This window comes from Enterobacter chengduensis (assembly GCF_001984825.2).
In the GTDB taxonomy this organism is placed as follows: domain Bacteria; phylum Pseudomonadota; class Gammaproteobacteria; order Enterobacterales; family Enterobacteriaceae; genus Enterobacter; species Enterobacter chengduensis.
In genome coordinates, this window is the sequence record NZ_CP043318.1 from 1,575,656 (window position 1) to 1,587,343 (window position 11,688).

The 11,688-nt window shown below is 57.6% G+C and carries 12 protein-coding genes; 4 read left to right on the forward strand and 8 right to left on the reverse strand.

Annotated features, from left to right (window positions below):
- Nucleotides 1-20 precede the first annotated feature (20 nt).
- The 7 genes from gpmA to modE all read right to left on the reverse strand — a co-directional run bounded on the left by gpmA (nucleotide 21) and on the right by modE (nucleotide 7,768).
- The gene (gene gpmA, locus FY206_RS07805) at nucleotides 21-773 is read right to left on the reverse strand and encodes a 2,3-diphosphoglycerate-dependent phosphoglycerate mutase (RefSeq protein WP_032638945.1); all 753 of its coding nucleotides are present in this window, start codon (nucleotides 771-773) and stop codon (nucleotides 21-23) included.
- A 206-nt stretch (nucleotides 774-979) separates the two neighbouring features.
- Nucleotides 980-2,020 carry a galactose-1-epimerase gene (gene galM, locus FY206_RS07810; RefSeq protein WP_032638946.1) on the reverse strand — a complete coding sequence of 347 codons (1,041 nt, stop codon included), beginning with the start codon at nucleotides 2,018-2,020 and terminating at the stop codon, nucleotides 980-982.
- Nucleotides 2,014-3,162, reverse strand: coding sequence for a galactokinase (gene galK, locus FY206_RS07815; protein WP_032638948.1), 1,149 nt, complete (start codon nucleotides 3,160-3,162; stop codon nucleotides 2,014-2,016). Before galK ends, galM begins: the two co-directional genes overlap by 7 nt.
- A gap of 3 nt (nucleotides 3,163-3,165) precedes the next feature.
- On the reverse strand, nucleotides 3,166-4,212 hold the full coding sequence (gene galT / locus FY206_RS07820) for a galactose-1-phosphate uridylyltransferase (protein WP_032638949.1): 1,047 nt from the start codon (nucleotides 4,210-4,212) through the stop codon (nucleotides 3,166-3,168).
- A gap of 9 nt (nucleotides 4,213-4,221) precedes the next feature.
- Nucleotides 4,222-5,238: a UDP-glucose 4-epimerase GalE gene (galE, locus tag FY206_RS07825; RefSeq protein ID WP_032638951.1), complete on the reverse strand. Its 1,017-nt coding sequence runs from the start codon at nucleotides 5,236-5,238 to the stop codon at nucleotides 4,222-4,224.
- Nucleotides 5,239-5,439: 201 nt separating this feature from the next.
- Nucleotides 5,440-6,912: a molybdate ABC transporter ATP-binding protein ModF gene (gene modF, locus FY206_RS07830; protein WP_032638953.1), complete on the reverse strand. Its 1,473-nt coding sequence runs from the start codon at nucleotides 6,910-6,912 to the stop codon at nucleotides 5,440-5,442.
- A gap of 67 nt (nucleotides 6,913-6,979) precedes the next feature.
- A complete protein-coding gene (gene modE / locus FY206_RS07835; RefSeq protein ID WP_032638955.1) occupies nucleotides 6,980-7,768 on the reverse strand; it encodes a molybdenum-dependent transcriptional regulator in 789 nt (262 codons plus the stop codon).
- Nucleotides 7,769-7,895: 127 nt separating this feature from the next.
- Here modE and FY206_RS07840 point away from each other — a divergent pair, with 127 nt between their 5' ends.
- The 4 genes from FY206_RS07840 (at nucleotide 7,896) to modC (ending at nucleotide 10,747) form a co-directional block, all read left to right on the forward strand.
- Nucleotides 7,896-8,045 (forward strand): AcrZ family multidrug efflux pump-associated protein, encoded by a 150-nt coding sequence (locus FY206_RS07840; protein ID WP_032638956.1) that lies wholly within the window; start codon nucleotides 7,896-7,898, stop codon nucleotides 8,043-8,045.
- A 178-nt stretch (nucleotides 8,046-8,223) separates the two neighbouring features.
- Nucleotides 8,224-8,997, forward strand: a complete 774-nt coding sequence (modA, locus tag FY206_RS07845; RefSeq protein WP_032638958.1) for a molybdate ABC transporter substrate-binding protein — start codon at nucleotides 8,224-8,226, stop codon at nucleotides 8,995-8,997.
- Nucleotides 8,997-9,686 (forward strand): molybdate ABC transporter permease subunit, encoded by a 690-nt coding sequence (gene modB, locus FY206_RS07850; RefSeq protein ID WP_077064529.1) that lies wholly within the window; start codon nucleotides 8,997-8,999, stop codon nucleotides 9,684-9,686. The genes modA and modB overlap by 1 nt, the downstream gene beginning before the upstream one ends.
- 2 nt (nucleotides 9,687-9,688) lie before the next feature.
- Entirely contained in the window at nucleotides 9,689-10,747 is a 1,059-nt protein-coding gene (gene modC / locus FY206_RS07855; RefSeq protein ID WP_023292995.1) for a molybdenum ABC transporter ATP-binding protein ModC, read from the forward strand.
- Here modC and FY206_RS07860 read toward each other — a convergent pair whose 3' ends face one another.
- The gene (locus tag FY206_RS07860; protein ID WP_032638962.1) at nucleotides 10,748-11,566 is read right to left on the reverse strand and encodes a pyridoxal phosphatase; all 819 of its coding nucleotides are present in this window, start codon (nucleotides 11,564-11,566) and stop codon (nucleotides 10,748-10,750) included.
- Between the last annotated feature and the right edge of the window lie 122 nt (nucleotides 11,567-11,688).

Sequence of the window (11,688 nt, forward strand, 5' to 3'; positions counted from 1 at the left end):
TTTTTTATGGTCAGCGAAAATTACTTCGCTTTACCCTGGTTCGCAACGGCCGCTGCTTTCGCCGCGATTTCGTCCGCGTTACCCAGGTAGTAGTGTTTGATTGGCTTGAAGTTCTCGTCGAACTCATACACCAGCGGTACGCCGGTTGGGATGTTCAGTTCGAGGATTTCGTCTTCACTCATGTTGTCCAGGTATTTCACCAGCGCACGCAGGGAGTTACCGTGAGCGGCGATAATCACGCGCTCGCCGCTTTTCAGGCGTGGCAGAATAGTTTCGTTCCAGTAAGGCACAACGCGATCGATGGTCAGCGCCAGGCTTTCGGTGGTTGGCAGCTCGGCGTCGGTCAGCTTCGCGTAACGCGGATCGTGGCCCGGGTAGCGCTCGTCATCTTTGGTCAGCTCTGGCGGGGTGATTGCGAAGCCGCGACGCCACTGTTTAACCTGCTCGTCGCCGTATTTCTCAGCGGTTTCCGCTTTGTTCAGGCCCTGCAGCGCACCGTAGTGACGTTCGTTCAGCTTCCAGGATTTCTCAACCGGCAGCCAGGCCTGATCCAGTTCGTCCAGCACGTTCCACAGGGTGTGGATGGCACGTTTCAGCACAGAGGTGTAAGCAAAATCAAAGCTGAAGCCTTCTTCCTTCAGCAGTTTACCTGCTGATTTTGCTTCGCTTACGCCTTTCTCGGACAGATCAACATCGTACCAACCGGTAAAGCGGTTTTCGTTGTTCCACTGGCTTTCGCCGTGACGCACCAGGACCAGCTTAGTAATAGCCATCTCTTACTCCTCAAGCATTTTTAGAATGATAACAATTCTCATTATATTGCTGTGGCCACGCCACCAGCAACGCTTAACCCTAACCATAGCGAAAATAGTCTCTGAGTGTAAGATGCTTGTGAATCCAGGGTTATGATTTTGTCTGCGATCGGCGCTATTTTCAGCAAGGCGCACAGAAAAAAGCCCTCCAGAGGGAGGGCTGAATATTAATGTGGAATAAAATGATATTCCGTCACGCTAACGTACTCTTCACCCGGGCGCAGCACGCAGTCCGGCTGCGGCCATTCCGGATGATTCGGGCTGTCCGGCAGGAACTCGCTCTCCAGCGCCAGGCCCTGCCAGTCGCTGTATTCATTATGTTCGCGCGCCGTCGTGCCGCCGAGGTAGTTGCCGGAGTAAAACTGCAGGGCAGGGGCGGTGGTATACACCGTCATCTGCAGCTTATCGTCCGCGGACCAGACCTGCGCGGCAGGCTGTTTCACATCGCCTTTGGCCTGCAGCAGGAAAGCGTGGTCGTAGCCTTTCACCCTGCGCTGATCGTCATCGCTCAGGAAATCCCTTGCGATAGCTTTTGCATTGCGGAAGTCGAAGCTGGTGCCGCTTACGTCTTTAAGGCCCTGATAAGGAATGCCTATCTCGTCGACCGGCAGATACGCATCCGCCAGGATCTGCAGCGTGTGCTCACGCACGTCGCACTGGCTACCGTCCAGATTAAAGTACGCGTGGTTGGTCAGGTTGACCGGACACGGCCTGTCGACCGTCGCACGGTATTCAATGGCGATACGGTTATCGTCCGTCAGCGTAAAGCGCGCGGTGGCGATAAGATTACCCGGGAACCCCTGATCGCCATCGAGCGAATCCAGCGAGAACACCGCTTCGCTGTCGTTTTGGCGGACAATTTTCCAGCGGCGTTTATCAAACCCTTCCGGTCCGCCGTGCAGCTGGTTTTCCCCCTGGCTTGAAAGCAGGCTGTACTGCACGCCGTCGAGTTCAAAACGGCTCTTCGCGATGCGGTTAGCATAGCGCCCAACGGACGCGCCCAGATAGGCGGACTGATTGACATACTGCTCGGGCGAGGCGCAGCCGAGCAGGGTCTCGCGCACGCTGCCGTCCGGCATCGGTACGCGGGCTGAAAGAAGGGTTGCACCCCAGTCCATCACCGTAACGACCATCCCCGCGCTGTTGCGCAGGGTCAACAGGCGATACGGCAGACCATCCGGTGCGAGGGTAGGCGTTTCGTTTAGCACTGTCCGGCTCCTTGTGATGCTTTACACACGTAGAAGGTTTCTTTGATGCCCGTTTTTGCTTCGTACTGTTTCGCCACGGCATCCTGTACGGCAGGGACCAGCTCTTCAGGCACCAGCGCAACGATGCAGCCGCCAAAACCGCCGCCCGTCATGCGCACGCCGCCTTTGTCGCCGATGGTGGCTTTAACGATGTCCACCAGGGTATCGATCTGCGGAACGGTGATTTCAAAATCATCGCGCATGGAGGCGTGGGATTCCGCCATCAGCTCACCCATGCGTTTCAGGTCACCTTTCGCCAGTGCGGATGCGGCTTCAACGGTACGGGCGTTTTCCGTCAGCACGTGACGAACGCGTCTGGCGACGACCGGATCCAGCTCGTGCGCCACTTTGTTAAATTCATTGAGCGATACGTCGCGCAGGGCAGGCTGCTGGAAGAAGCGGGCGCCGGTTTCGCACTGCTCGCGGCGGGTGTTGTATTCGCTGCCCACCAGCGTGCGCTTAAAGTTGCTGTTGATAATCACCACAGCCGCGCCTTTTGGCAGGGGAACGGCTTTGGTGCCCAGCGAGCGGCAATCAATTAACAGGGCATGCTCTTTTTTGCCCAACGCGGAGATCAGCTGGTCCATAATGCCGCAGTTACACCCCACGAACTGGTTTTCTGCTTCCTGACCATTCAGGGCGATTTGCGCGCCGTCCAGCGGCAGATGATAAAGCTGCTGGAACACGGTGCCAACGGCGACTTCCAGCGACGCAGAGGAGCTTAAGCCCGCCCCCTGCGGCACGTTGCCGCTGATCGCTAAATCCGCACCGCCAAAGTTCTTGTTACGCTTCTGCAGATGCTTCACCACGCCGCGCACGTAGTTAGACCACTGCTGGCTATCGTGCGTCACGATTGGCGCATCGAGGGAAAACTCGTCGGTTTCGTTACCATAATCCACCGCAATCACGCGGACCTTACGGTCGTCGCGCTTCGCACAGCTGATGACGGTCTGGTAATCAATAGCGCACGGCAGCACGAAACCGTCGTTATAGTCGGTGTGTTCACCAATCAGGTTAACGCGGCCGGGCGCCTGGATAACGTGGGTGGCAGGGTAGCCAAATTTCTCAGCAAACAGGGATTGTGTTTTATCTTTCAGACTCATTTTTTAGACTCCTGATTCGCGATAGTGTACGTCGCTAACGGCACGCAGACGTTCTGCCGCCTGTTCCGCCGTCAGGTCACGCTGGGTTTCCGCCAGCATTTCATAGCCCACCATAAATTTACGTACCGTTGCAGAGCGCAGCAGCGGCGGATAGAAATGGGCGTGCAGCTGCCAGTGTTGATTCTCTTCACCGTTAAACGGTGCGCCGTGCCAGCCCATGGAATACGGGAAGGAGCACTGGAACAGGTTATCGTAACGGCTGGTCAGCTTTTTCAGCGCCAGGGCAAGGTCGTCGCGCTGCGCGTCGCTGAGATCGGTGATGCGCTGCACGTGCGCTTTCGGCAGCAGCAGCGTTTCAAACGGCCAGGCAGCCCAGTAGGGGACGACGGCCAGCCAGTGTTCGGTTTCCACCACGGTGCGGCTGCCGTCGGCCAGCTCGCGCTGGGTGTAGTCCACCAGCATCGGCGAACCGTTTTCCGCGTAATACGCTCTCTGCAGACGGTCTTCGCGCTCGGCTTCGTTGGGCAGGAAGCTGTTCGCCCAGATCTGGCCGTGCGGGTGTGGGTTAGAACAGCCCATGGCCGCGCCTTTATTTTCGAACACCTGCACCCACGGATAGGTCTGCCCCAGCTCGGCGGTTTGCGTCTGCCAGGTGCTGACCACCTCTTTCAGCGCCTCAACGCTCAGCTCCGGCAGCGTTTTGCTGTGATCGGGCGAGAAGCAGATCACGCGGCTGGTACCGCGCGCGCTTTCGCAGCGCATCAGCGGATCGTGGTTTTCCGGCGCGTCCGGCGTGTCGGTCATCAGGGCGGCAAAATCGTTGGTGAAAACGAAGGTGCCTTTGTAGTCCGGGTTTTTATCTCCGGTGACGCGCGTGTTGCCCGGACACAGGAAGCAGTCCGGGTCGTGCTGTGGCAGCGTCTGTTTTGCAGGCGTCTCCTGCGCCCCCTGCCAGGGACGCTTGGCGCGATGCGGAGAAACCAAAATCCATTGCCCGCTTAGCGGGTTAAAACGACGATGCGGGTGATCGACGGGATTAAATTGCGTCATGACGGATCCTTAGTCCGGATAGCCTTGCGGATGGCGTGACTGCCAGTGCCAGGTATCTTGTGCCATTTCATCAAGCGTGCGCGTGACACGCCAGTTAAGCTCTTTGTCGGCTTTGGTGGCGTCGGCCCAGTAAGCGGGCAGGTCGCCATCACGACGCGGGGCGAAGTGGTAGCTCACCGGCTTACCGCAGGCTTTGCTGAAGGCATTGACCACGTCCAGCACGCTGCTGCCGACCCCGGCGCCGAGGTTATAAATATGCACGCCGGGTTTATCCGCCAGCTGCTGCATGGCCGCCACGTGACCGTCGGCCAGATCCATCACGTGGATGTAGTCGCGCACGCCGGTGCCGTCTTCGGTCGGGTAGTCATTGCCAAAAATCGCCAGCGACTCGCGACGGCCTACCGCCACCTGGGCGATATACGGCATCAGGTTGTTCGGAATGCCCTGCGGATCTTCCCCCATGTCGCCAGACGGATGGGCGCCGACCGGGTTGAAGTAGCGCAGCAGGGCGATGCTCCACTCCGGCTGCGCTTTTTGCAGGTCGGTCAGGATCTGCTCCACCATCAGCTTGCTTTTGCCGTACGGGCTTTGCGGCGTCCCGGTCGGGAAGCTTTCAACATAAGGGATTTTGGGCTGATCGCCGTAGACGGTGGCGGAGGAGCTAAAGATGAAGTTTTTGACGTTCGCCGCACGCATGGCGGAGATGAGACGCAGGGTACCGTTGACGTTGTTGTCGTAATACTCAAGCGGCTTCGCAACGGATTCACCGACCGCTTTCAGACCCGCGAAGTGGATCACCGCTTCGATGGCGTGGTCGTGAAGGATCTCGGTCATCAGCGCTTCGTTGCGGATGTCGCCTTCCACGAAGGTGGGCTGTTTACCGCCAAGACGTTCAATCACCGGCAGCACGCTGCGCTTGCTGTTGCACAGGTTGTCGAGAATGATGACGTCATGACCGTTTTGCAGCAGCTGCACACAGGTATGACTTCCGATGTAACCGCTACCACCTGTTACCAGAACTCGCATAATTCGCTCCATTGGGCTTATGGTATGTAATAACCATAGCATAACAGAGACGTGAAAAGTGTGACACGGGATAAAATAGTGGAATCGTTTACACTGTTTTTAAAATCCGATTTTCAGCGGCCATGAGGCATTGTAGATCAACGGGATAGCAATGTCTTAGTGCAGGTTATCTGAAAAACGGAGGGCAGTGCCCTCCCGGGATTAATCGATTTTACTTTGCCGATAGTGATAGCGTTCACCGTCCGCAACAAACTCAAGTCGATGGGTGATACAGGAGGGAGCATCTTCGGCATGGTGTGAAACAAACAGCAGCTGCGTTTCGCCTTCGCTAATCAGCACGTCCACAAAGCGGCGGATGAGCTGTCGGTTCAGCGGATCGAGTCCCTGCAGCGGTTCGTCGAGGATCAGCAGCGTAGGGTGTTTCACCAGCGCGCGAACGATCAGGGCCAGACGCTGCTGCCCCCACGACAGGCTATGAAACGGCGCGTCAGCGACCCGGCTGTCCATGCCCAGAATATCCAGCCACTGCTGGGCCAGCTTGAGTTGCCTGTCCGACACCGCCTTATAAATGCCGATGGAGTCAAAATATCCGGAGAGGATCGCGTTGCGTACCGTGGTGCTGACCCGGTAATCCAGATGCAGGCTGCTGCTGACGTAGCCGATATGTTTTTTGATATCCCAGATGGTTTCGCCGCTGCCGCGACGGCGGCCAAACAGCGTGAGATCGTTGCTATAGCCCTGCGGGTGATCGCCGGTTACCAGGCTCAGCAGCGTGGATTTCCCCGCGCCGTTGGGGCCAACAATCTGCCAGTGCTCGCCGGGATTGACCGTCCAGCTGAGGCGGTTAAGGATCGGGCGATCGTCATAAGAGACAATCCCATCCCGCAGCACGATGCGCGGCTGGTGGGGATCGAGCGCATGGCGCGCCGAAGGAGCGTCGGGTTCCGGAAGGGCAATTCCGTCGAGCCGTTCGCTGTGCGCAAGCTGGGCAATGAGCGCCTGCTGAAGCAGCGCGTTTTTTTCGCCGGTCTCGGTCAGGCTACAGTCGGCCAGTACGCCTGCGTGCTGAATAAAGTCCGGAATTTCATCGAAGCGGTTAAGCACCAAAACCAGGGTATATCCCTGCTGATTAAGCGACGCCAGCAGGGCCGCCAGCTGCGCACGGGACTGCACGTCAAGGCCGTCAAACGGTTCGTCGAGGATAAGCAGTTCGGGCTCGCTCATCAGCGCCTGACAGAGCAGCGTTTTTCGCGTCTCGCCGGTAGAGAGGTATTTAAAGCGCCGGTTCAGCAGTGTGGTGATGCCGAACCGTTCCGCCAGGCGCTGACAGCGGGCGGGATCTTTCACCTCATCCTGAATAATTTCCGCCGTCGTGCGGCCGGTATCGTCTTCGCCAGGGCTGAGTAAATCGGTGTTATTGCGCTGCCACTCGTCGCTTACCAGCTTTTGCAGCTGTTCAAAGGACAGGCGCGTCAGGCGCGTAAAGTCGCTCTGGTATTCGCCCTTGAGGAGGGGGAGCTCTCCGGCCAGCGCGCGGGCCAGCGCGGATTTACCGCTGCCGTTAGTGCCGACAAACGCCCAGCTTTCACCCGCGCGTATCGTCAAATCGGCAATCGTCAGCGTTTTTGTATCGCTAAGACGAAACGTGCCTTGCGAAATATGCAATGATGACATGATTTATCCCTGTTTTTGCAGCAATAGATATCAGGGATACGCACTGTCGGCGCGATTGTCAATGCGCTCAGCACAATGTGGCGATAATCACCCGGTCCGCGTTGAACCAGGCGGTAACAATCATACCTTCTTCTAAACCCTCCGCTTCGCTAAGCGGGATCGTCGCGCAAAGCCGTTGTCCGTCTGCCAGGGTCATCAGCACTTCGCACTGCGCCTGGCCGCGTTCGATATGGCCGATTGCGGCCCGTAGCTGGTTATCGGCTGCCTTTGCGCTGTCGGGATCGCGCGTGATGTTCACCCACGGCGCTTTCACGAGCGCCAGTACCTCTTTACCTTCATCCAGACCAAGACGTTCTGCGCTCTGCGCCGTGATGGCGGCTTTCAGACGGGTGGTGCCATCGGCGAGCAGGATCTCAATATGCTGCTGGACCTGCAGATTATCGCGCGCCGTCACCGTCCCAAACCACTGGTTACGGGCGCTGGTTTGCAGCGAGAAGCGGGAAATGGCCGCCAGCAAACTGTCCAGCGGCACGCTATCGTCGTCGCTCAACGCGTCAAACGCTTTTTGCTGGATCTGGGCCAGCAGATCGTAAAGCTGAATGAGACGCTGGCCGTAACGCGTGACGATCGCACCGCCGCCGCCCTTGCCGCCCGTGGCTCTGTCCACCAGCGGCTGTTCGCTGAGGGTGTTCATCTCGTTGATGGCATCCCAGGCGCTTTTGTAGCTGATGCCTGCATTCTTTGCCCCCTGGCTAATCGAGCCCGTTTGTTCTATTTGTTTAAGCAGGGCGATACGTCGCGGGTCGGCGAAAAGCTTTTGCTGGAGTCGGAGTGTGAGGAGAATTTCGGCCTGCATAACAGTATCCTGGCAAAAAGAGTATTGTGACCCAAATGGCGCAGGGCGCAAAGGGTACCGCACAAAAGGGGATGTTTTTCTCACCTGAAAGGGTAGAATAAGCTATTCACAATATCTGGAGAAAACCATGTTAGAGTTGTTGAAAAGTCTGGTATTCGCCGTGATCATGGTACCAGTAGTGATGGCCATCATCCTCGGTGCCATCTACGGCCTGGGTGAAGTGTTCAACCTCTTTTCGAACATTGGTCACAAAGACCAGCCTAAAAAGCAGCATTGATTCCCTCCAGAACGCCCGGCCAGCCCGGGCGTTTTGCTCTCAAGTTTCCCGCATTTTCGTCGATAATATTGTAGGCATCACGCCGGTTTACCTCTTCAGCGGTACGATTTAACGCTGGGATCTCCCTGACGTTATCGTTATATTAATGTGTATATAACGCTACTCACAGGAGTTACAGATGGCACGTTCATGGGTACGCCTTTTCGCAGGGGCAACGCTGACGCTTTCACTTACCGGACACGCGCTGGCGGACGACGGTAAAATCACGGTCTTTGCGGCGGCGTCGCTGACAAACGCGCTGCAGGATATCGCGGCGGCGTATAAAAAAGAGAAAAACGTCGAGGTGGTCTCCTCGTTTGCCTCTTCCTCAACGCTGGCGCGCCAGATAGAAGCGGGTGCACCGGCGGATCTGTTCATTTCGGCTGACCAGAAGTGGATGGATTACGCGGTGGAGAAGAAATCGATTGATGCGGCAACCCGCGAAACGCTGCTGGGGAATAGCCTGGTTGTCGTGGCGCCGAAGGCCAGCCCGCAGGCCGACTTCACCATCAACAAAGAGACTCACTGGACGAGCCTGCTCAACGGTGGCCGTCTGGCGGTGGGCGATCCGGAGCACGTTCCGGCCGGTATTTATGCCAAAGAAGCGCTGCAAAAGCTGGGGGCATGGGAGACATTGTCACCGAAGCTAGCCCCGGCGGAAGATGTCCGCGGCGCGCTGGCGCTGGTGGAACGCAACGAGGCCCCGCTGGGCATTGTGTATGGCTCTGATGCCGTTGCCAGCAAGGGCGTGAAAGTGGTGGCAACGTTCCCGGAAGACTCCCACAAGAAAGTGGAATATCCTGTTGCGATTGTTGATGGACATAAAAATGCGACCGTGACGGCCTTCCGCGATTACCTGAAGGGGCCGGAAGCGTCCGCAATCTTTAAACGTTACGGATTTACGACTCACTGATGATATTGACCGATCCTGAATGGCAGGCTGTTCTGCTGAGCCTTAAAGTCTCTTCCCTGGCGGTTGCGCTGAGTTTGCCCTTTGGGATCTTCTTTGCCTGGTTACTGGTTCGCTGCCGGTTTCCCGGCAAAGCGCTGCTCGACAGCGTGCTTCATCTTCCGCTCGTTTTGCCGCCCGTGGTGGTCGGTTACCTGCTGCTTATTTTGATGGGGCGACGCGGCTTTATCGGCGAGAAGCTCTACGACTGGTTTGGGCTGACGTTCGCCTTTAGCTGGCGCGGTGCGGTACTGGCGGCAGCGGTGATGTCATTCCCGCTGATGGTGAGGGCGATCCGCCTCGCGCTGGAAGGGGTGGACATGAAGCTCGAACAGGCGGCCCGCACGCTCGGTGCCGGGCGCTGGCGCGTCTTTTTCACCATCACGCTACCCCTGACGTTACCCGGTATTATTGTTGGTACGGTGCTGGCCTTCGCCCGTTCGCTGGGCGAGTTCGGCGCGACCATCACGTTCGTATCGAACATTCCCGGCGAGACGCGGACGATTCCGTCAGCCATGTATACGCTGATACAAACGCCCGGCGGAGAAGGCGCGGCGGCGCGGCTGTGCATTATCTCGATCGTCTTAGCCCTGGCCTCGCTGCTGGTGTCTGAATGGCTGGCGCGGCTGAGCCGCGAGCGGATGGGGAAATAAGCATGCTGGAACTGAACTTCACCCAGACGCTGGGAAACCATACCCTGACGCTTAACGAGACGCTGCCTGCGAGCGGTATTACCGCCATCTTCGGCGTGTCGGGGGCGGGCAAAACGTCGCTGATCAATGCCATCAGCGGCCTGACGCGCCCGCAGTCAGGCCGCATCGTATTGAATAACCGCGTTTTGAATGACGTGGAAAATAAGGTGTATCTGTCGCCGGATAAGCGCCGCATCGGCTATGTTTTCCAGGACGCGCGCCTGTTCCCGCACTACAGCGTGCGCGGCAACCTGCGTTACGGCATGGCGAAAAGCATGGCCGGGCAGTTCGATAAGCTGGTGACCCTTTTAGGGATTGAGCCATTGCTCGACAGGCTGCCATCGTCGCTCTCCGGCGGAGAAAAACAGCGCGTGGCCATTGGCCGCGCCTTGCTGACCGCGCCCGAACTGCTGCTGCTCGACGAACCGCTGGCCTCGCTGGATATTCCGCGTAAGCGCGAGCTTCTGCCCTATCTACAGCGCCTGACGCGCGAGATTAATATTCCGATGCTCTACGTCAGCCACTCGCTGGATGAGATCCTCCATCTGGCCGACAAAGTGCTGGTGCTGGAAGAGGGCAGCGTGAAGGCCTTCGGCAACCTCGAAGAGGTGTGGGGCAGCAGCGTGATGCACCCCTGGCTACCCCGGGAGCAGCAGAGCAGCATCCTGAAGGTGAGCGTGCTGGAACATCACCCCCACTACGCGATGACCGCGCTGGCGCTGGGCGACCAGCACCTGTGGGTCAATAAGATCGACAAACCGCTGCAGTCGGCGCTGCGAATTCGCATCCAGGCGTCGGACGTCTCGCTGGTGCTGCAGCCGCCGCTGCAAACCAGCATTCGAAATATTCTGCGCGCTAAGGTCGCGGAATGTTTTGACGATAACGGCCAGGTGGAAGTGAAGCTTGAAGTCGGCAGCAGGACGCTCTGGGCGCGCATCAGCCCGTGGGCCAGGGATGAGTTAGGGATCAAGCCCGGCCTGTGGCTTTACGCGCAAATTAAGAGCGTCTCGATCACCGCCTGATTACAGCAGGTGGGTATAAATGTACTGCGCGATGCTGTCGGTGGTGTTGTCGCCAATCACCACGTTAGCGCGCGCTTTCACCGCGTCGTCGGCATTGCCCATCGCCACGCCCGTACCGGCGGCTTCCAGCATGCTGATGTCGTTATAGTTGTCGCCAAAGGCGATGACGTCCTGCATTGACCCGCCCAGCGATTCCACGTACTGCGTCAGCCGCTTGCCTTTGCTGTTGCCTTTGCGGGCAATATCCACCTGATCGTGCCAGGACCATTCGCACGCCAGACCCAGCGTCTGCTCCACGTGCTTCGCGAAGGCATTCAGTTTGGTGGTGTCTTCATCCGTCAGGGCGAATTTCCAGATAGCCTCAACGTCCTGAGCCGCCTGGCGCAGGGAGGAGACCTGGGTAAAGACCGGACGCTGCGCTTCAGGGAGGGACAACGCCCAGTTGCTGGTGCGCACCACGTGGCCGGTTGGGCGTTCGTAGACCATCGCGTTGTCCACGTACATCAGGCCGTGAACGTTATGCTCATCCAGCAGATCAATCAGCTGCAGCGCCTGGGGAACCGGCAGCGGGTCGGAGGCTAAAACCTTTTTTGCCTGATAATCATACAAATAGGTGCCATTACAACAAATTGCAGGTGTATCTAACGCCAGTGCCTGATAAAAAGGATGAATGGCAACGTGATGTCGACCCGTAACGATAAGAAGTTGATATCCTGCTTCCTGGGCGCGCTTAAGCGCTTCAAGGGAGGAGGGGAGCAGGGTTTTCTGAGGGGTAAGTAATGTTCCGTCTAAATCCAGTGCAATCACACGCGAGGTCATTTGTTCTTCCGGGTTAATGTTGAATTTTAGGTCTCAGGCGATGTTACACCGAGAGTAAATCGCTGCAAAATTCCTGGCTAAAATTCAGCATTCACCGTTAAAAATAATCACTTTCACGCGCA

Coding starts and splice junctions, on each gene's coding strand:
- gpmA (WP_032638945.1), bottom strand. CDS start 773: ATGGCTATTACTAAGCTGGTCCTGGTGCGTCACGGCGAAAGCCAGTGG.
- galK (WP_032638948.1), bottom strand. CDS start 3,162: ATGAGTCTGAAAGATAAAACACAATCCCTGTTTGCTGAGAAATTTGGC.
- galT (WP_032638949.1), bottom strand. CDS start 4,212: ATGACGCAATTTAATCCCGTCGATCACCCGCATCGTCGTTTTAACCCG.
- galE (WP_032638951.1), bottom strand. CDS start 5,238: ATGCGAGTTCTGGTAACAGGTGGTAGCGGTTACATCGGAAGTCATACC.
- modF (WP_032638953.1), bottom strand. CDS start 6,912: ATGTCATCATTGCATATTTCGCAAGGCACGTTTCGTCTTAGCGATACA.
- modE (WP_032638955.1), bottom strand. CDS start 7,768: ATGCAGGCCGAAATTCTCCTCACACTCCGACTCCAGCAAAAGCTTTTC.
- FY206_RS07840 (WP_032638956.1), top strand. CDS start 7,896: ATGTTAGAGTTGTTGAAAAGTCTGGTATTCGCCGTGATCATGGTACCA.
- modA (WP_032638958.1), top strand. CDS start 8,224: ATGGCACGTTCATGGGTACGCCTTTTCGCAGGGGCAACGCTGACGCTT.
- modB (WP_077064529.1), top strand. CDS start 8,997: ATGATATTGACCGATCCTGAATGGCAGGCTGTTCTGCTGAGCCTTAAA.
- modC (WP_023292995.1), top strand. CDS start 9,689: ATGCTGGAACTGAACTTCACCCAGACGCTGGGAAACCATACCCTGACG.
- FY206_RS07860 (WP_032638962.1), bottom strand. CDS start 11,566: ATGACCTCGCGTGTGATTGCACTGGATTTAGACGGAACATTACTTACC.